Consider the following 18,836-nt stretch of genomic DNA (forward strand, 5'->3'; position numbering starts at 1 on the left):
ACTCCGGCGGGTAGTTCTTCATGACCACGAGATGTCCGTTCTCAGATCCTCAGGATCCAGTTTCTCGTGTGTTCAGGATTCGGGGTCAAGGCCCGGTGGCCGAAATGTTGACGAACAGGAACAGCGGACGCCCGGAGTACTGGTCGGCCAGACCGAGGGCCCGGTCAACCTGGTGTCGGGTGGAGTCCGGTTCGGGTGAGCAGAACTCCGGCCGCCAGTGATCTTCGTCGAACATGTCCGGCAGTACGCCGCCGAGTGGGGTCTCGCGGGAGAAGTAGGTGACACCGCCGACGCACACCGTGCGGTAATCGTGCTGGTTCAGCCCTTCGAGAAGGTTGGGTGCCTCGAACAGGAACGTCTGAGACGGCACGGTCTTGAACGACGGCGGGCGACATTCCCACAGGCGAGGTGGCTGTTCGGGCTGGGGAAGCTTGGGCAGGAACCCAGAGAAGAAGGCCATGTGGGAGGGAAGGGTGAACGTGCCGGGAGTCTGCCGGAGCTCCCATCCTCCGCCGGGCAGCAACCGGGCGAGGTGGGGAGTACGGCCCTCGTCCAGGGCCATACGGGCGACGTCGTAGCGCAGCGAGTCGAGGGTGACGAACAGGATGTTCGTGCCGGCGAGTATGGCGTCAGCCGCATTGATCACTTGATGTGTCCTCACCGCTCGCCGTCGTGAATGGCTGGACTCTGCCCTTGGAGGTTTCGTTGACGGGGACCGGCACCCGGTCTTCGGCGATCATCCGTCGGATCGCGGCGAGCCCGCCCGGTTCATCGAGCGGTTTGCCGCCACGGCCGTACAGGGCGATCGAGATCTGTACAGTGTCGCCGCCCGTCTCCTTGGTGGTGACGAGGATGCCGGGGGCGTCTCCAGCCTGACGCATGGCGGCCAGCAGCGCGACCTCGTCGGCTTGGCCACGATCCAGGACCTGGCAGGCATAGTGCTGGGCGTTGACGGCGCCCTGGCACAGCCGGTCGAAGAACTCGACGGAGGCGGGTTTGCCGTCGTGGGCGACGACCAAACGGCGCGCACGCACGGTGACGACGAAGCAGGCCGCCATCCACCAGGCGACCCCGGCGTGGATCTGGCCGGGGAATCGGCCGTGCGCTCCACCGTCGCGGACCACGGTATCGACGTCGATGGGATTAAGCACGGGCTTCCTCCAGATGTGCCGCAATCCTGTCGGCGAGCTGGTCGGGACTCTGGTCATCGGTGGGAAGGACCACGGCCGTGGAGTCACTGGCAGCGACCTGCTCGAAGTTCTCCAGGAGCTGCTTGTAACGGCCGGCCACATCGAACAAATCGGTGTCGTCCTGCTTGATGTCGAGCTTGCCGGCCATTCGGCTACGCAGGGTCGCCTCGGAGCAGGTCAGGTAGAACGTGGCATCGGGGACGATCAGGTAGGGACGGAAGGGGTCGATCAGTACGGCTACTTCGGCGGGGTCAAGGCCGTGGACTGCGGCATGGCAGGCCGTCACCGAGGAGGCATAGCGATCGGCGACGACCGGGCCGAGGGTTGCGGCCTGACGAACGCGATCGGAAGCGTGCAGCAAGCCGGAGAGGTAGAACGCGAACTGAGGCAGCGACCGCAGTTGTTCGTTTGCTTCCAGGCTCCATCCGGTGTGCGGGTCGGCCAAGGTGTGCAGGCTGGTCGCGTTCATACGGCGAGCCAGCAGAGCGGTCAAAGTGGACTTGCCGATACCGGAAACGCCTTCCAGAACGACGAATGGGGCTTGGCGGCTCTCAACGCGCGGAATGGGCCGATAGGCGGCGGGCAGCATCACAAGGTCCCCTCGGTGAATTGCGCGATGTGTCCGGCAACGGCGGAGGCGAGCCGTTCGGGTTCCTTAATCGCGTCCTTGACGTCTAGGCGCAGGTCCCCGCGGAGCAGGCAGGGCTGGATGCCCCCGGCGTGGTCCACACGCAGGGCCCAGAACCCCTCGACGCACTTGGTGCGGACCGGGCAGGTACCGCACTGGCCGACATGGTGGCGGCCCAGATCTCGGTGGATCACGTCGATCTCCACCCCGTCGACGCGGAAGACCCGCCGTCCCTGACCGACCCCGGTCACCTCGACATGCTCGTCCTGGGTGAGGGTCCTCAGATGCCCGATGATTCCCTCGGCGGAGATCGCGGTATCGGCGCGGCCATCGTTGAAGTCCGTCGGCACCAGTTCGATGAATTGCACCGGCATCCGCCGGTTCAGCGCGAACTTGAGGATTGATTTCACCTCGTGGACGTTCTCCTTGAGCAGTAGACAGTTCAGTTCGACCCGCTCAAACATCTCCCGGGACGCATCAATACCGTCCAGCACTGTGTCGATACCAATGCGAGTGCCCGCGATGGCGCGCAGAGACTCATCGGAGAAGTAGTGAAGCGACACCTTGACCTTGTCCAGCGGCGTCCTGGCGAGCCACTCCTGATGGGTGCGGACCTGAGTGCCGTTGGTGATCAGCGTGTACGAGCCATCAGGGCCGGAAGGCGGCAGAGCCGTCAGCACATCGCGGGCCACGGGCGAGTTCAGAGGCTCTCCACCCGTGAAGTACACACGCTTGAGGCCCGCTGTCATCATCGAGGAGATGACGGTCAGAAAGTGCTCAGCCCGGTAAACGCGCGCACGAGGCTGCTGGCTGCGATCCATACGGGTCAGCGGCGGCGGAACATCATCCTCGTTGTGGCAGAAGAAGCACGCGATGTTGCAGCGAGGCGTCAAAGACACCCTTAGCTGCCCTCGCAGAGCGGCGAAATTGCGTAAAGCAGTCCAGTCGACTGCTGGTGCATCGGCTACGGGTCGTGTGGTGTTCACTGGCCTCTCCCAAGGGGTTGTGGTGCGCAATCGGCTCGGAAACCCGATGCGCGGGTGTGCGGAGTGAAGTGGAGCGGGGCATGTTCATCGCCCAAAGTGCGGTTGGGCACCGGCCTTGGGTTGGTGCAGGCCGGGAACGGGCCCACATCTAGGTGACGGTGTCCTGGTCGTCTGCCGCTGCATTGCCACCCAGCGCACTCCCAGTCGCACTGATGTGCGCCTGCGCCAGATCGCCGTGGACAATCACCCCCAACAACGCAAACCCGGTCGCTACAGCGGCCCACCAAGTCATGCTCGCGATCGCTTCACCATCGGGGCGTAAGCGACGGGGCCGTGTCACAAGGCAGCGTGCGGCGGAATACATGTCGGACCTCCAGCATCCGTTTGAGTGGGCCGTGGTCTGCCCGACCCAGAAGCGGGACCGATCGCCAAAGCCACAAGCGTTAAGGGGTGTTGACCGATTCCTCGGTGGCCTTCTCGATCTGGTGCGACAGTAGGCAAAGCACCCCGCAGCACCCCGGAAAAACCTTCCGGGGTCTCTTTTGGCCACGAGGTGATACTCAGGACATGCGAGGGATGACAGAGAACCTGACCACCGGCGAGCGCGTCGCCTGGTACCGGCGCCGACGCGGCCTCTCCCAGGAAGTCCTGGCCGGCCTTGTCGGACGCACCACGGACTGGTTGAGCAAAGCGGAGAACAACCGGATCGAACTCGACCGCCTCTCGGTGATCACCTCACTCGCCAAGGCCCTCGATGTCTCTCCCGGGGCCTTGCTTGCCGAGCCGACCCTCATGGATTGGTCCAGCGACAGCGGCAGCCGAACTATCCCCGCGTTGCGCGAAGCGCTCATGGACTACAAGCAGCTCACGCCCTTGCTGGGGTCTCCTCCCGATGACGAACCTCCCACCTTGAAGGATCTCCGGGCCGACGTGAAGGAGGTTCTCGACGCCTACCAGGCATCGCGCTACGGCTTCGCCACTCGACGCCTTCCTTTCGTCGTTGCCGGTGCCCTCGCCGCATCCCGTGCACACTCGGGGCACAAACGGGAGGAGGCCCATGCCCTGCTCGCCCTGGCCTACCAGGGCACGGCGATGGTGCTGGGCAAGGTCGGGGAGACAGAGTTGGCGTGGATCGCCGCCGATCGCGGTCTGGTAGCTGCGCAGCACAGCGGCCGGAGCGCGGTAACAGGCTCGCTCATCCGGTCAGTCACACACTGCCTGCTGGCCACTGGCCGCTTCACCTCAGCGATCCAGCTGGTGAACGACGCAGCAGCCGTGATGCAGCCGGAACTGGGCAGCGCGAACGACGAGTATCTATCGGTGTACGGCACACTCTTCCTCGCCGGGGCGATGGCAGCCGCAAGAGCAGAGGACCGAGCAACAGCGCAGATTTTCCTCCGGGAAGCTGACGAATCCGCACACCGGTTAGGCACCGACGCCAACCACCTGTGGACAGCCTGCGGCCCAACCAACGTGGCCATCCACTGCGTGGCAACGGCCAGAGAGCTCGGGGACCTACAGATAGCGGCGGACCTCGGACCGCGAATCGACACCAGCTACATGCCAGTGGAGCGGCGAGTACGCCACAGCCTCGAAGTCGCCCGAGCGCTCAGCGCCTGGAACCGAACCGACGAAGCTCTGTCCATCCTGCTGGACGCCGAACAGGCCGCGCCTGAACAGGTGCGCCACCACTACCTGAGCCGGGAACTGGTCATCGGTTGGATTCGCGGCACAAGAGGTCGCCCATCCCAGCCCGTAGCGGACTTGGCCCGCAGGCTTCACATCATCACAGGCGGTTAGAGTCCATCCTGTGAACGAGCACGAGGCGAAGATGGCCCACCCCCGCATGGCAGCCGGCGCTCTCTTCTTCGACGAAGCCGATCGCGTCCTGCTCGTCGAACCGTCCTACAAGGACTACCGCGACATCCCGGGTGGATACGTCGAACGAGGCGAGTCACCCCTGCAAGCCTGCGCGCGCGAGATCCACGAGGAGCTGGGCATCACACCCCGCATCGGCCGCCTGCTCGTCGTGGACTGGGCGCCGAATCCAGGAGAGGGGGACAAGGTCCTCTACCTCTTCGACGGCGGCCGTCTCAGCACAGACCACCGCCACCGGGTCGCACTGCAAGCCGACGAGCTCCGCAGCTACGACTTCCACCACGCCGAACGGCTACCAGAGCTCACCATCCCCCGCCTCGTACGCAGAATCACCGCCGGCATCCAGGCCCGCACGGACGGCGTGACCGTCTACCTGGAACATGGCGAGCCGCCACAAGCAGGGGCTTGAGGAGGGCCCCGCTATGGGGCGGAATCCCCGTTTCCCAGGGCTCATTTGCACGCCTCTGGGGCCGTTCAGAAGTCAGCTGGCGGCTCATCCCTCCGCAGGTCGGGATTGCCTACAGCCGCCTCCACCGTGTCGTAGAGCTGCTTCTCGGGAACGCAAGGGAACAGGCCGCCGAGCTGGTCCTGGGCATCGGGGGCGACGTACTCTCAACGGTCGGTTGCCTGCTCGTTTGCGACCCGTACGGTCCCCGCGTCGCCCAGCATCGCGGTGGCCCGGCCTGGAGGCCGAGGAGCCAGAGTCCGACCGTGCCGTGTGGGAAGCGGTGATCCGGCGCCCCGCTTGGCGTAGCAATTGGCCGCTACGGAGTGAGGGCAAGAGGATTCATGGCAAAGCTGCCCGGACCGGCCCCGGACCGCGGTTGGTCTGCTGAGGCTGGGGCGCGCGGGACATGCGTGCTGCCGTGTCTAAGAATCCACCTGCTGATCGACCGCTGCTTCGTAGAAGGCATCCGCCAGGGCGACGATGATCGAGTTGATAGCCGGTCCATCGGTGAAGAAGTAGTCAGCCATCGTGTTGTGGGCATCCTGGTTGTCTGCAACCGCCTCCGTAACGGCTGCTTGGAAGTCTTGTGACTCCACGAACTGCTTCTTGGAGTTCACCTTGGTCTGGTTGATCAGGTTCGGGTCGGCGAGCAACCGCTGAACGAGCCCCTGTACGAACTCCCTGACCTGGGACTCAGCGAACGATTCGGCGCCGAAGAGGTCGTTCATCTTGCCTATGACGACCTGGAGCGCGACGTACTTCGGTTCCTTCTTCGTGCCCGTGCCGGCGGCGCTGATGCCCTTCAGTTGCCCGTCGCCCACGAGGGAGATGTCGACAGGTATCGCCTTGCTGTGCTTGACCCCGACCAGCACCACGTCAGAGAGGTCTACGTCGGCGGCCCAGGCGGACTCTGCGATGACCTTCTCCAGGAGACGCAGGAAAATCGAGAGCATCTCCATGTAGGCGTCGCCGTAGTCGACGACCTGGGACATGAAGTCGTAGAGGCGTACGTAGGTGGAGACATCCTTGCGGAATAGGTCGAGCGCGTTGAGCGTGACCTTGTCCTCTTCCTCGATCGCCCGCGCGTAGCGGCGCCGGAAGTCGTGCTGCGCCGGGCTGATCGCCGCCGAGAGCGCGTTGTTGCCCTTCCGGGTTACCCACAGCTCGGCGACCTTGCGGACGTCGTCCTCGGTGTAGATTCCGGCCTGGGCGAGCTTGTTAGCCAGGTGGACGACGACGTAGGGATCGGTCTCGGTCTCCAGGGTCGCGTTCTTGAAGTACGGCTCGAAGGCCGTCTTGATGTCCTCGGGCTTGTTGGCGAAGTCGATGACGAACGTCTTACGCTTCTGCTCCGTTACGACGGCCGCGCTTACCGGCTCACTATGCGACGACGCCTCCGGAACACCGGCACCGAACCGGTCACCCGCTATCTGATCCGTATCTCGGTCGACCGCTACCCCGGCGACCCGGAGCAGTCCAACGCCCACTACCGGGCCCACCCGCTCACCTGGGACGAGCTCGACCTCACCGCCACCTGTCGGGGTGAGGCAATGCGCTGGCAGGCCAAGCACGACCGTGACGCCTTCAAGGAGATCTGGCTGCTGTTCGACAACGAACACGGCCGCTTCCCGCTCTACCCCGGCGAATCCGTCTGGATCGAGTACGCCTACACCGTCGGCGACGACAAATGGGGCAACTGGTTCCAGCGTGCCGTTCGCCTGCCCACGGAACAGCTCGAAGTCCAGCTCGTCTTCCCCGCTGCCCTCAACCCCGTGGTCTGGGGCACCGAGACCTCCATGACCGCCGAAGCCGCCCCGCTCCGCACCCCACCCGTCCGCCATGACGACGGTGAACAGCGGGCTTTCACGTGGATCACGACCACACCCGCACTGCACGCTCGGTACCGTCTGGAGTGGCGGTTCCGGGCACGATCCGAACACAAGACGGACCAGGGAGAGTTCAGTTGACGAACGTTCGGCCCAGCCAGCAGATGCGCGACCTCGGTGTCGTCCAAGAGGGCGCCGCTATCCTCACCACACCTGCCCGCCCCTTCAACCTGCCCAGCGAGCGCGACGAGGCCGAGCACATCGTGGACGAACTGTTCGCTGCCCTCAACCGCATCAGCCAGGTACACCCCTTCGCCAAGGGCATGGGCATCGCCGCCCCACAGATCGGCATCGGCCGCGCCGCCGCCGTCGTCCAGCCCCCCGGCGACGCCCCCGCGATCATCCTGCTCAACCCACGGATCACGGCCCACGCGGAGGCGAGCGACGAGCAGTACGAGGGCTGCCTCAGCTTCTTCGACGTCCGCGGCCTCGTCCCACGGCCGCTGGAGATCACAGTGGAGACCACGGCCCTGAGCGGCGAGACAGCAGCCACCGTGTACGAACACGGCCTCGCCCGCCTCATCCACCACGAGATCGACCACCTCGACGGCCTCCTGTACACCGCCCACATGCGAGCCGGAGCGACGCCGATTCCCGTGGAGGAATACCGGCAGAGCGGGCAGGCATGGTCCTACGAGGACGCCTGAGCGACTCGCCTTCGCGGACCAGAAAATGGGCGCTGCACCCCGCGCGCCTTGGACCCTGACCCCAGCCACTCCGTGAAGCACGGAGGGCGACCCCACACCCGTGGGCCGCCCCACAGCAAGATTTTCAGTGACCTCCTAGCCGGGGGATCTCAGGTGGCCCTGTTGGCCGAAGCCGGTTCCAGGGAACTCGACGCCCTGTTTCCAGACGCTCCGCACGCATCTATCCTCGCGGTCAGGCGGCGGGGAGGGGCATGCGTGACCGGGGAAGCGACGAGCTGGCAGAAGGAACAGATCAGCCGCGCGTACGTGCACGCCCTCGCCTCCCAGGGCGGGTACACGGTGGGGGACTGGAACGTCGACAAGGACGGGGTGGACGTCACGCTTCGGGACCGCGGCCTCATGGTCGACTTCCAACTCAAGTGCACCCAGCGCCCACGCGCCGTTCGCGGTGGATACAGCTTCGACTTGGACGTCGAGACCTACGACAAGCTGCGCAGCAGAGAACGCTCGGCGCCCGGGCACCTGGTTCTCCTTGTGGTGCCGCCCAATCTGGAACTCTGGGTCACCCAGCACCCTGATTCCGTTGTGCTCGCCTGTCACGGGTACTGGGCCTGCCTGCATGGCAGGGAACCGGTGAATAGCCGCGCCACCACTGCGATCGGCCTTCCGGAGGAACAACAACTCACCGTGAAGTCCATGCGGTCCATGTTCGACATGGCGCGAAGCATCCTTCTCGTCGGCAGCTCGGGTGAGAACTGACGTGGTCACCGACGAACTCCCCTTCGGGCCCGCTGAGATCCGCAGTTACCTCAAAGTGACAGGTTGGTCTACGGTGTCCGGCGGTGACGTCGCGGAACTCTGGCGCCTCCCCGGGCCCGCCGAGGAGATCGTCCTCGTCCCCATGAAGCCGGGTGCCCCGGACTTCGACAAAAGGGCTCGTATGCTCGTCGCGGACCTCGCCCGGATCAGTGGTGTGGGCATTCGGACCGTGACGGACTCCATCAGCTCCGTCTTCCACGACGTGACGGACCTCAGGGCCTCCCACCCAACTATTCGGGACGGGTCGATCCCTCTGGACGCCGGCTTCGAGCTCTTCCAATCGGCAAAAAGGCTGCGTGTGGCCTCGGCTGCGGCAACCCTGCGTCGGCAGGGCCACTTCCGGAACTTTCCGGTCCGCGCCAGGGAACAAGCCCGGGACGTAAGGCTCGGTCAAACCCGCAAGGGGTCGTACATTGTGCCCATCATCAGCCAGGCCCGGTCCCCCATTGACGTGTACGAACGGGGCCAGGACCAGATCGACGTCGAGGTCGAGGAGACACTGTTCGACAGGCGCGTCACCGCCACGATGTCCCGAGCACTGGGCGTCCTGGAGGAGATGGCGGAGTCGGACCGGCTCCCCACACCCAGTGAGATCACCGACTCCATCGGAGAAGGTGTCTCGTACGAGTTGTGCCAGGCCCTGTCGAGGGTCGTGAACAGCGAGGCAGTCGACAGCCTGGACGTCACTTTCAACTGGTCCCGGGTTGCGTCGGCACCCCCTGGGACCCCTCGCGAGGTCGAGTTCAACCACGACGCCATCGCCGTCGTGGAACGGGTAGCCGACCAACTCAAGACAAGCGTCTACAGCCGCGAGAACGTGATCTACGGCCTGGTGACCGACCTCAGTCGCCACCCGGACGACGAGACCGGGCGCGTCGGCGTACAAGCCCTCATCCAGCGCCGCAGCCGCACTGTGTGGATGGATCTCCCCGATGCCAGCTATCACGAGGCGGTCCACTGCCACGACGCCGGCATCCCGGTCCGCGTCCGCGGCGTTCTGACGAGCCCGCCCGGAGGGACCGCGTCCATGACGGTCACTGACTTCGGCCCAGACCCGTCTCTGGGAGGGTGACCCCCGGCCTGGAACACACGGACCCTACTGACTGGAGCAGCCTCTTCCCTGTAAGTGTCCCGGGCTCATCCTCCCTCGCTCGAAAGCCGTCAGAGGGCTCAGGCCATCATCTGAACATTCTCCAGCAGTGCGTGGATGAGGAACAGCGGCGCGGTCGCTGCCGTTCGGGCCGCTGCGCGGTACGTTGCCGCGTTCTTGGCTCCGAAGCCCTCCCCTTGGTCGATTAGTTCCTGCCTGCGCACGCCCCATCCCGGCCAGTACTCCGTCAGGTAGGTCTCCAGGTCACCCTCAAAGACCGTGTAGCGGATTGTGGACTCGTCGGCCGGGCGCGGCGAGGGCGGTGCGCCCAGATACCCGAGGAGGTCGGCGTTCTTCATGCGGGTGTGCCGGGCTTCACGTTCCGCCTTCAGCTCCTGGGCTTGGCGCTGCTCGGGCAACAAGTGCTGCACGGACTCCCGCTTCGCTCCCTCCTTGTGGGCATCGCCGTCGAACACCACGTGGCACTGCACTCCCAAGGCGCTGAAGATCGCGTGGGCGATCATCATGTTGTCCTTGCCGCCGACCACGACGATGCTGATCCCGTTGGCGCCGAGGTTTACGCCCACGCGCTCCGCGCACCCGTTGAGGACAGCCTCGTCCCCCGTCCCCTCCACCAGCACAACGCCTCGGGCGAAGAACCCTTCCGCGAACGCGGTGGTCAGCTGCCCGGCGATGCGCCGTCGGACAGAGTCTGCGTCCACCAGCCCGTCCAGGGTCCGGCACAGCTCTTCCTCGGTCGCCTGCCAGACCTCGGTCACCGGATGCTCCTGACCGGACGCTCGGCACAGGCGCCGGATCTGGTGGTACCCGGTCGGGTCGATAAACACGGGGCTGTGGGTGGCGTACATCACCTGGGTGCACCCTGGGGGCGATGCGGACACAAGCTCGCGTAGGACTCCGGCAAAGGTACGGGCCTGCGGAGGGTGCTGGAACAGCTCGGGCTCCTCGATGGCCAGGCAGAAGGTTCGCGTCCCGCACTCGGGCCGACGACGGTCCGCCAGGAACTTCAGCGCGGCGATAATGAGTGCACGCTGGAACCCGTGCCCCTGCCGGTGGACCGAGGTCTCGGCCGCACCGTCGCGGATGGTCACGCTGAAGGCGGTCCGGGCGGGCCTCGGTGGCTGCACGACAGGAGTGACCAGCACACGGCGGCCGGTCGTGAACTTCTCCACCTCCGAAGAGAGCGCGGAGGAAAGCTCGTCGAGGACGGGGCCGTACACCTCAGCGTGAATCTTCTCGCGTGCCAAGTGCGCGCTCTCCTCGACTTGGCCGAGTTGCTCGTTCGCACCCGTCCGGTCCACCGCGTGATCAAGGATGCGGCCAAGCGCCGTCGCCTTCTGATCGTCCGCCTCTTCGTAGGCTCGCAGATCAGCCGAGACAAACACGAAGTCGACCAACTGTGCCAGCACACTCTGGCCCGCGAAACCGAAGAAGTGCGTGTCCTCGACCTCGGACTCGGTGAGCCGCTCACGGTTCGCGAGCTCCCACTTCCTCATCGCCTCTTCCGCTGCTGGCGCACTACCGACCTTGGGGAGCCCAAGGCTCGGCTCGCCCTCCATCAGATCGTTGTACGCCTTCCGCAACGGGGTCGCCTTCTGGTGCCGTCGCACCTCCTCGAAGGGCGCGTACGCTAGGGCCTTGCCCGTGATCTTGTCCTCGCCGTCCTGCCACGTCCGCCAGATACTCACTGACTCCGCACCTTCCGGTGCGTACCGTCCGAGGGTCGCACGATCGTGGTCGGTGAGGCCATCGAACTCGACCTCTACCGAGATGCGCCCGCCTTCCGCCGCCGAGTGCACATCATCCGTACTGAGCGCGACGGACTTCTCCCCGTTGAAGAACCAGTCCAGGGCTCTCAGCACTGTGGACTTCCCGACACCTGTCGGGCCGATGAAGCAGGTCGTTCCAATTCGATACCTGCTCAAAACTCTGTTCCCAAGGGCCAGTGCAGCGGGCTCGTTCTGCTCCTCGACCCGTCGGCCGGACCGCGCCTGGGTGACCCTTCTCGGCGCCACCCGCTATTGCCCGCACCGAAGCCCGAGTCCGACTGGTGGTGGAGCAAGCTCCCCGCGAACGGATTCGGCACACATCAGGCCGAGAAACCGCGCGAACACGCGGGAACTAGGGAGAGGAGTTTCCCCAGGCCAGACGCCCTACAGTCCACGTTCCCGCAGGTCACAGCCTTGCACCGAGAAATCTCCTAAAGCGGGTGTCGCAGGTTCGAATCCTGCCGGGGGCACCACCTGCACCGCAGGTAAGGGAGTTCCAGGCCCCTCGTTCCATTCGGACGGGGGGCATTTCTCACGCCTGGAGTCCACGGAGAGTCCACATCCCCACGCACGCCCTGGACGCACTCCTCGCAGACCTGCACGGCATCCGACGGGAGGGGTGGCTGGGCAGGTGAGGACCCGAAGAGGCCGGGCCGCACCGAACAAGATCTGGCATACTTGAAGTATGGCAACCCGGAAGATCACCATCACTGTGCCGGAAGAGCTGGTGGAATCAATCAAGGAGCGCGTTGACGCGCGCGGGGTATCGGGCTACATCGCAGCCGCCGCCGCTCATCAGGACGCCATGGACCGACTACGCGAGTTGGCCGAACGTCTCGAAGAAGAGCACGGCGCCGTGACGGACGACGAGCAGCAAGCAGCGCTGGACCGCATCGCCGCCATCGACGGCTGGCATGACGAGCAGCGATCGAGTTCGGACGCGGCCGCGTGAGCCGCACCGCCCGGGCGAAGCTGCACCGGCCGCGACAGCGTGTCTTTGTGTTCGACTCCGAGGCTCTCTCCAAGGCTGTTCAGGGCGATCGGGAGATGACTGCGCTGATCAAGACGGCTCCGCGGCTGGACATCCCGATCGTCACCTCGGCGCTCACGACTTTGGAGGCATGGGACCCTCGCGAAACGTCGAGGCAGGCACTGTGGGACTGGACGCTGTCCCGGATCCGCATCGTGCACACTGACGACCAAGTGATCGCCATAGCGCGCGACATGCTGAAAGCAGCCGGCCTGCATGGGCATAAGTACGCCATCGACGCCATTCTGGCGGCTGTGGCCGGGCGGGAAGCGGTGCGGGGAGCTCAGGCAACCGTCTTCACCTCCGACACCGACGACATGAATCAACTCCTCGCGGGACACTCCGTGCGAATGGAGAAGGTCTGACGAGACGCCGCCCATGCCTCACTGCGACCACTCGCCGACTCCCCTGAGCAACCCGTGCCCTCGTCGGACAGCATCCACTGCACGTATTCAGCACACACGGGAACGGGAAGCACCGTGAAGACGCGAGAACTGCGGAGGACGGTTTCCCCAGGTCAGACACGCTGCAGTCGACATTTCCGCAGGTCACATCCCCGCCCAGGGAGCTCCTAAAGCGGGTGTCGCAGGTTCGAATCCTGCCGGGGGCACAGCAGTGACCAGCAGCGGAGCCCCGGACCGAGATCGGTCCGGGGCTCCGCTCTGATCATTTAGGAGAGATTGAGGAGATCATCTTCCACTGGGGCCTTCACCAGGTCCGCCCGCCCCCACAACGTCCGCCGTCCGATGTTCCTCATCGCCCGCTCGTAGATCTTCTGCAACCCGCCCAGCCGCTCACGCCGCATCTGCGGCGTCGGATGCTGGTACACCGCCTTGATCCCCGGCCGCTGGTGCCCCGCCTGCTCGCACGCCAGCGGCGCCTTCACGCGCGGACACACACTGACGGTTCAGCCGCTCCGGCCGCCCATCAGCGGCCGGCCGCAGCTGCTTGGGTGCCGCACTCCTGTCGTTGGGGCGCCGCCGGTCCTCGGTGAGTCGCCCACGCCACCTGCTCGGTGTCCGCGCGCCGAGAGCGCGCGACCAGGGGCCCCGCCCGCTTCGTACGGGTCTACGGGCCGTGGCCGGTCCAGTCGCTTGGCTGGTACGTGCCGTCTTGATGTCCGTACGGCGGGGGTTCCTGCGGCCACGGCTGCTGCCAGGTCCCGTCGGGGCCCGGCTGCCCGTCGGCGGGCTGGTGAGCGTACGACGCCTGGGGCTGCTGCGGAACATACGGAACCTGGCCCTGCTGCCACGAGCTGTGGGCCGGAGTGGCCTGCCAGGCGGTGTCGTGTGCCGGGGTGGTCTGCCACGCGCCATGCTGGGCCGAGGTGGCCTGCCACGTGGCGTCGTGGACCGGAGTGGTCTGCCACGTGGCGTCGTGGGACGGGGTGGGCTGTTGTTCCGTTGCCTGCCACTGCTGCTGCGGTGCGTGCTGTGCGGAGCCGTAGGAGTGAGCCGCGGGGTATCCGGTGTGCGCCGGCTGCACGGGAGAGGGCGCCGCGGAACCGTACGGCGGGACAGGCTGCGCCGGGATGACGGTCTGTGGCACCTGCTGATGTGTCGCGCCGTTCCACATCACCTGCTGCTGGGGCACATTCCGGCCCAGCTCGTGCAGGCCGTCCCCGGCGTGCTCGCCCTGGTGCGACTCCTGGCCCCCGTTTCGGGGCATCGCGTGGGGCATCGTCCGTGGCAGGACGAGCCCTTCCAGGCGCATCATCTCGATCGTGGAGGAGACCTGCGGGTCGGAGTACTGGTCCTCCTCCTCCCAGACCGCGGAGACCTCGTCCTCGTGGCCCGCGACCGACACCTCGACGCCGCCCTGGCGGGTGCCCCAGCTGCCCTGGCCGAGGGTGAGCAGGGCGTAGAACCGCAGCGGTGTCAGCAGCAGCAGCTGGATGACGCCGTACAGCGGAGCCAGCAGGAACATGCCGAACCGCTTGACGAAGCCCATGCCACGGCGCGGGAAGTCGAGGTACCGGACATTGCGCAGGTACCCCATGAGGACCATGAAGACGAGATAGTCGCCGATGTGGTGGAGGAACTGCGAGGGGCGCATGATCGGCAGGATGACCATCGAGTAGAACATCGCCGACCCGAAGACCAGCCACAGCGCCAGTTCCATGCAGGTCAGCCAGAAGGCCGGCCGGTACTTCTTCTGGTGCGTGAAGGCCCACAGGGACTCACGGAAGAAGGACTTGTTCCAGCGGATCTGCTGGCGCAGGAAGTGCGGCAGCTTCTCCGGAACGGCGGTGTAGCCGACGGCCGTCTCCTGGAAGACGACCTGTCCTTCCATCAGGCAGTAGTTGGTCATCCGGCGGTCGTCGCCGAAGACGGCGGGCTTGCCGAGGAACTGCTGGTCGAGGAAGTCCGGCAGGTACTTGCGCACCAGGCTGCCGCGGTACGCGGAGAGCGCGCCGCAGCAGCAGAGCACCGACTTCAGGCGCGAGTACGCGGCACGCTCGAACAGGAACGAGTTTCCGTACCGCAGGTCCTGGAGGCGGGTGAAGATGTTGCTGTCGTGGTTGAGCGCGAGCACCATGCCCGTGGAGGCCATGATCCGCTCGTCGGCCATCGGCAGCAGCAACTCGCGGACGGTGTCCCGGGAGAGCACCGTGTCGGAGTCCACACACAGGAAGACGTCCGAGTACGGGGCCGCCTCGAAGCCCAGCGCAAGTGCCTCGCGCTTGCCCTTGTTCTCGGGCTGGACGCTGACCGTGTACTTCACGCCCTGGGCCTCGAACTCCCGGCGCAGCTTCTTGGCGACCTTGATGCCGGAGGCGTTGGCGCTCGCATCGTCGATGATGTGGATCTCGTTGGGCAGGCGGCTCTGCGCCAGAAGGCTGCGCATGCCCTGCTCGAACATCACCGGGTCCTCGTTGTAGATCGGGATGACCGCCGTGACCCACGACTTGTCCAGGAGCAGCAGCTCCTCCGGGCCCGCCTTGGCGGGCCGGTAGAAGAGCGCCATGAACATCTTGAGGGCCAGCAGGCCCAGCGCACCGAACGAGTACAGATGGAGCGAGTCCGGGTCCAGCTTGGTGAGGATCAGCCCGGCGATGAGGAGGAAGAAGAAGTACGAGACGCGCAGATGTCTCTTGCGCCGATGCCGGCGCCGCACGTCGGAGTCGACGGCGCCCGGTATGTAGGCGCTCTGGTCACTCACAGCCTGACCACCCGGGGATGGTCCGCGGACTTGCCCCGGGTGTCGAAGAGCATCCGTGCACGGTCGGCCAGCCGGTCGAGGTCCAGCTCGCGGTGCCTCTGGAGCAGAACGGTCAGATCCGCCTGCGCCGCGGCGTCCAGGTAGTCGTCGACGCGCTCCACCTCGGTGCCGCCGACGTTCCAGCCCTCGACGCGCGGATCGAAGTAGGCCAGGTCCGCGCCGCGGGCGAGCAGCAGCTCGGCCACGTCCAGGGCAGGGCTCTCCCTCTGGTCGGAGATGTCCGGCTTGTAGGTGACGCCGAGCAGCAGGATGCGTGAGCCGCGCACCGGCTTGCCCAGCTCGTTGAGGAGGTCGGCGGCGCGCGCCACCACATGGGCCGGCATCCGCTGGTTGATCTCCTGGGCCAGCTCCACGAAGCGGAACGGGATGCCGAGCGAACGGACCTTGTAGGAGAGGTAGTTGGGGTCGATAGGGATGCAGTGGCCGCCGACGCCGGGACCGGGGTAGAAGGGCGCGAACCCGAACGGCTTGCTGGAGGCGCAGCGGATGGCGTCCCACAGGTCGACGCCGATCTCCCGGCAGAACATCGCCATCTCGTTGACGAGCGCGATGTTCACCTGGCGATAGGTGTTCTCCAGCAGCTTGGCCATCTCGGCCTCGCGGGTGCCCTTGGCCTCCACCACACCGCCCACGAAGCCCTCGTACAGGGTACGGGCCGCCTTGGTGCAGTCCGGTGTGGTGCCACCGATCACCTTGGGTGTGTTCTCCAGGCCGAAGCGCGCGTTGCCCGGATCGATGCGCTCGGGCGAGAAGGCGAGATGGAAGTCGAGGCCGGCCCTCATACCGCCCGCCTCAAGGCGGGGGCGTACCACCTCGTCGGTGGTGCCGGGGTACGTGGTGGACTCCAGGACGACCAGGGTTCCCGGGGTCAGATGGGCCGCGATGTCGTCGGCCGCGGCGTTCACCGCCGCGAGGTTGGGGGCGCCGTGCTCGGTGAGGGGAGTGGGTACGCAGACGACGACCGCCGCCGCGTCCGCGATGACCTCGGGCCGGTCCACCGCGCGGAAACCCCGGCCCAGCATGGCGCGTACGTCCGAGGAGCTGATGTCGTCGATGTGCGACGCACCGGAGTTCAGCCCCTCGACCACTAACGCGCTGCGGTCGAGGCCCACGACCCGCATGCCCGAAGCGGCGGCGGCGCGGGCTAACGGAAGCCCTACGTAACCGAGTCCGACGACGACGAGGTCGACTGTGGCGGTCCTGTTCACGGCGATGCATCCCACCCCGACGCGCCACCGGCCGGAACGGCCGGGCGCGCATGCTTCCATGATTTCGAACAAATGGATGGCCACCGTAACAGCGCCCCTGCATCATCACCGGTGGATTACGGCCCTCGCATCCCACAATGGCTGCATACAACCCTCGCGGGCCGCCGTGCGTCAGTCGCCCCGGAGGGGCCCGCCGATGGGTCCGTCCCGGCTTCGGGGATGCGTCCGCGCGGTACTGTCCGCGACGTTCACCTGCCCGGGCACACTGCCCTCCGCCCCTTCCGACAAGGAGTTCTCGTGGCGACCTCCCGGCGCCGTCGCAAGGCCCCCAAGGCCAGAAAACTGAAGGTTCTCCTTCTCGTGGTGGTGGTGGCCGCCGCCTGCACAGCCGCCTATCCCCTCTGGCGCCATTTCCAGCCAGACCCCTCCGAACTCTCCGGACCCTCCGATCTCACCGTCCGGTACCGGACGGCCACGGACGGCGAGGCGGATGCCGCCCGGCCGTCGATGGAAATCTTCAACACATCCGAAAAGTCCGTGCTGCTGAGCGAGGTCGTCCTGCGGTACTACTTCACCGCCGACGGAGGCGAGGCATACGCGTTCAACTGCGCCGAGGCCGCGATGGGCTGCTCGAACGTCACGGGCACCGTCGTCGCCCTGGAGTCTCCGAGCGACACGGCCGACCACTACCTGGAGATCGGCTTCACGAAGCAGGCGGGAGCCCTGAAGCCCGGCGCGAACAGCCGTGGTCTGGAACTCCAGCTCTTCAGGACCGACCACAAGCCCCTGAAGCAGGACAACGACTGGTCGTTCGACGGCACCAGGGTCGCGTACCGGGAGTTCGACCGGATCACCGCCTACAAGCGCGGCGCGCTGGTGTGGGGCAAGGAGCCCGGCGGCAAGGGCGGAGGCGCCGGCTCCGCGCGCCCGGCCGCATCCGCCGTATCCCTTCCCGACCAGGCGGTTTTCGACAACTTCACCTACCTCGGGCCGAAGGACCCCGCGCTGTTCAAGCACGGCTGGCTGGTACGCACCAGCAAGGGAGGGCCCGGAATCAAGGGCACCTGGACCGCCGAAGGCGTGTCCTTTCCCGCCGATGACACGGCGCTGGACGGGCAGGCGGTACGGCTGCGCGCCTCCACGGACGGGACCAGGACGGGCACCCGGCAGGCCGGTATCGGGTCGAAGGAGCCCAAGTTCCGCACCGGCACCTACGCGGCCCGCATCCACTTCACCGACAGGCCGACGAGCGGCCGGAACGGCGACCCCGTCAACCAGACCTTCTTCGCCATCGGCGGCTCCGGGACCAGGTACAGCGAGCTGGACTACGAGTACATGCCGAACGGCGGCTGGGGCGCACCCGGCCCGAAGCTGGACACCACCAGCTGGCGCAACGCCGACAAGGGTGACCGCGTCACGCGCAAGACGGAGGAGAGCCTGGCCGGCTGGCGCACCATGATGATCACCATCGACGACGACGGCGTCACCTACAGCATGGACGGCCGGACCCTGTACCGGAACGGCAAGGACTACACACCGCGCGCCGACATGGCCATCCAGTTCAACACCTGGTTCGTGGAGCTGCCGTTCAAGGGCGACCGGGTCTGGGACATGAAGGTCGACTGGGTCTACCACCAGGCGGGGGTGAAACTGTCCGCCAAGGAGGTCGAGCGCATAGCCGCGGGTTTCCGGGACAGCGGCGTGAACTACTTCGACACGCTGCCCGCCAACTGACGCACGTCAGGGGTTCAAGGACGGGTCGGCCGGGCTCGGGGCGCGGGACACACCGCGGGACGCGCTGCGGGGCCGGGCCGGTACCGGACAGAGCACGCGCCGCGGCCTCCTCGCGTGTCGGCTCCCGGGCGGAATCGCGTTCGACAGGGCCGGACGCCGCGCGGAACGATGCGGGGATGGATCACTTGACTTCCGCTCCCTGGGCTAAAGCCCGGGGATTCCTACCACGGTCGGCTGACCGTCTCGGTGGGTTCCTGCTTCCCCGCGCTGGGCCGGTACG

18 protein-coding genes are annotated in these 18,836 nt (G+C 66.3%); 9 read left to right on the forward strand and 9 right to left on the reverse strand.

Annotated features, from left to right (window positions below; all coding sequences use genetic code 11):
* Window positions 1-85 precede the first annotated feature (85 nt).
* The 4 genes from ACFYT4_RS34800 to ACFYT4_RS34815 are packed head-to-tail and all read right to left on the reverse strand — an operon-like array spanning window position 86 to window position 2,804.
* Window positions 86-646 (reverse strand): hypothetical protein, encoded by a 561-nt coding sequence (locus ACFYT4_RS34800; RefSeq protein WP_389278480.1) that lies wholly within the window; start codon window positions 644-646, stop codon window positions 86-88.
* Window positions 630-1,151 (reverse strand): hypothetical protein, encoded by a 522-nt coding sequence (locus tag ACFYT4_RS34805; RefSeq protein WP_389278482.1) that lies wholly within the window; start codon window positions 1,149-1,151, stop codon window positions 630-632. Before ACFYT4_RS34805 ends, ACFYT4_RS34800 begins: the two co-directional genes overlap by 17 nt.
* Window positions 1,144-1,779, reverse strand: a complete 636-nt coding sequence (locus ACFYT4_RS34810; protein ID WP_389278485.1) for a dTMP kinase — start codon at window positions 1,777-1,779, stop codon at window positions 1,144-1,146. The genes ACFYT4_RS34805 and ACFYT4_RS34810 overlap by 8 nt, the downstream gene beginning before the upstream one ends.
* Entirely contained in the window at window positions 1,779-2,804 is a 1,026-nt protein-coding gene (locus ACFYT4_RS34815) for a radical SAM protein (RefSeq protein ID WP_389278488.1), read from the reverse strand. Before ACFYT4_RS34815 ends, ACFYT4_RS34810 begins: the two co-directional genes overlap by 1 nt.
* A 576-nt stretch (window positions 2,805-3,380) precedes the next feature.
* Between ACFYT4_RS34815 and ACFYT4_RS34820 the strand changes: the two genes are divergently transcribed.
* Together ACFYT4_RS34820 and ACFYT4_RS34825 are read left to right on the forward strand one after the other, a co-directional pair.
* On the forward strand, window positions 3,381-4,604 hold the full coding sequence (locus ACFYT4_RS34820) for a helix-turn-helix domain-containing protein (protein ID WP_389278492.1): 1,224 nt from the start codon (window positions 3,381-3,383) through the stop codon (window positions 4,602-4,604).
* A 31-nt stretch (window positions 4,605-4,635) separates the two neighbouring features.
* Window positions 4,636-5,091: an NUDIX domain-containing protein gene (locus ACFYT4_RS34825; protein ID WP_389278531.1), complete on the forward strand. Its 456-nt coding sequence runs from the start codon at window positions 4,636-4,638 to the stop codon at window positions 5,089-5,091.
* 461 nt (window positions 5,092-5,552) lie between these two features.
* On the opposite strand, the gene ACFYT4_RS34830 is transcribed toward ACFYT4_RS34825, so the two are convergent.
* Entirely contained in the window at window positions 5,553-6,617 is a 1,065-nt protein-coding gene (locus ACFYT4_RS34830) for a hypothetical protein (protein ID WP_389278495.1), read from the reverse strand.
* 63 nt (window positions 6,618-6,680) lie between these two features.
* Between ACFYT4_RS34830 and ACFYT4_RS34835 the strand changes: the two genes are divergently transcribed.
* From ACFYT4_RS34835 to ACFYT4_RS34850, 4 genes are all read left to right on the forward strand, one after another.
* Entirely contained in the window at window positions 6,681-7,097 is a 417-nt protein-coding gene (locus tag ACFYT4_RS34835) for a hypothetical protein (protein WP_389278498.1), read from the forward strand.
* Window positions 7,094-7,663 (forward strand): peptide deformylase, encoded by a 570-nt coding sequence (locus ACFYT4_RS34840; RefSeq protein ID WP_389278501.1) that lies wholly within the window; start codon window positions 7,094-7,096, stop codon window positions 7,661-7,663. Before ACFYT4_RS34835 ends, ACFYT4_RS34840 begins: the two co-directional genes overlap by 4 nt.
* A 255-nt stretch (window positions 7,664-7,918) precedes the next feature.
* Window positions 7,919-8,422: a DUF4365 domain-containing protein gene (locus ACFYT4_RS34845; protein WP_389278504.1), complete on the forward strand. Its 504-nt coding sequence runs from the start codon at window positions 7,919-7,921 to the stop codon at window positions 8,420-8,422.
* A 1-nt stretch (window position 8,423) separates the two neighbouring features.
* On the forward strand, window positions 8,424-9,554 hold the full coding sequence (locus ACFYT4_RS34850) for a hypothetical protein (RefSeq protein ID WP_389278507.1): 1,131 nt from the start codon (window positions 8,424-8,426) through the stop codon (window positions 9,552-9,554).
* 98 nt (window positions 9,555-9,652) lie between these two features.
* On the opposite strand, the gene ACFYT4_RS34855 is transcribed toward ACFYT4_RS34850, so the two are convergent.
* A complete protein-coding gene (locus tag ACFYT4_RS34855) occupies window positions 9,653-11,608 on the reverse strand; it encodes an AAA family ATPase (RefSeq protein ID WP_389278510.1) in 1,956 nt (651 codons plus the stop codon).
* A gap of 439 nt (window positions 11,609-12,047) precedes the next feature.
* Between ACFYT4_RS34855 and ACFYT4_RS34860 the strand changes: the two genes are divergently transcribed.
* On the forward strand, window positions 12,048-12,314 hold the full coding sequence (locus ACFYT4_RS34860) for a hypothetical protein (protein WP_389278513.1): 267 nt from the start codon (window positions 12,048-12,050) through the stop codon (window positions 12,312-12,314).
* Window positions 12,311-12,757, forward strand: a complete 447-nt coding sequence (locus tag ACFYT4_RS34865; protein WP_389278516.1) for a hypothetical protein — start codon at window positions 12,311-12,313, stop codon at window positions 12,755-12,757. Before ACFYT4_RS34860 ends, ACFYT4_RS34865 begins: the two co-directional genes overlap by 4 nt.
* A gap of 305 nt (window positions 12,758-13,062) precedes the next feature.
* On the opposite strand, the gene ACFYT4_RS34870 is transcribed toward ACFYT4_RS34865, so the two are convergent.
* The 3 genes from ACFYT4_RS34870 to ACFYT4_RS34880 all read right to left on the reverse strand — a co-directional run bounded on the left by ACFYT4_RS34870 (window position 13,063) and on the right by ACFYT4_RS34880 (window position 16,822).
* Window positions 13,063-13,278: a hypothetical protein gene (locus ACFYT4_RS34870; RefSeq protein ID WP_389278519.1), complete on the reverse strand. Its 216-nt coding sequence runs from the start codon at window positions 13,276-13,278 to the stop codon at window positions 13,063-13,065.
* A gap of 182 nt (window positions 13,279-13,460) precedes the next feature.
* Window positions 13,461-15,554, reverse strand: a complete 2,094-nt coding sequence (locus ACFYT4_RS34875; protein WP_389278522.1) for a glycosyltransferase — start codon at window positions 15,552-15,554, stop codon at window positions 13,461-13,463.
* Window positions 15,551-16,822: a nucleotide sugar dehydrogenase gene (locus ACFYT4_RS34880; RefSeq protein WP_389278525.1), complete on the reverse strand. Its 1,272-nt coding sequence runs from the start codon at window positions 16,820-16,822 to the stop codon at window positions 15,551-15,553. The genes ACFYT4_RS34875 and ACFYT4_RS34880 overlap by 4 nt, the downstream gene beginning before the upstream one ends.
* Window positions 16,823-17,119: 297 nt before the next feature.
* Between ACFYT4_RS34880 and ACFYT4_RS34885 the strand changes: the two genes are divergently transcribed.
* Window positions 17,120-18,556 (forward strand): cellulose binding domain-containing protein, encoded by a 1,437-nt coding sequence (locus tag ACFYT4_RS34885; RefSeq protein WP_389278528.1) that lies wholly within the window; start codon window positions 17,120-17,122, stop codon window positions 18,554-18,556.
* The last annotated feature ends 280 nt before the right edge of the window (window positions 18,557-18,836 follow it).

This window comes from Streptomyces sp. NPDC004609 (genome assembly GCF_042873655.1).
Taxonomy (GTDB): Bacteria; Actinomycetota; Actinomycetes; order Streptomycetales; family Streptomycetaceae; genus Streptomyces.

Excerpts from the sequence above, each read along its gene's own strand:
- ACFYT4_RS34810 (WP_389278485.1), bottom strand. The coding sequence starts at position 1,779 with ATGCTGCCCGCCGCCTATCGGCCCATTCCGCGCGTTGAGAGCCGCCAA.
- ACFYT4_RS34820 (WP_389278492.1), top strand. The coding sequence starts at position 3,381 with ATGACAGAGAACCTGACCACCGGCGAGCGCGTCGCCTGGTACCGGCGC.
- ACFYT4_RS34825 (WP_389278531.1), top strand. The coding sequence starts at position 4,636 with ATGGCCCACCCCCGCATGGCAGCCGGCGCTCTCTTCTTCGACGAAGCC.
- ACFYT4_RS34835 (WP_389278498.1), top strand. The coding sequence starts at position 6,681 with ATGCGCTGGCAGGCCAAGCACGACCGTGACGCCTTCAAGGAGATCTGG.
- ACFYT4_RS34860 (WP_389278513.1), top strand. The coding sequence starts at position 12,048 with ATGGCAACCCGGAAGATCACCATCACTGTGCCGGAAGAGCTGGTGGAA.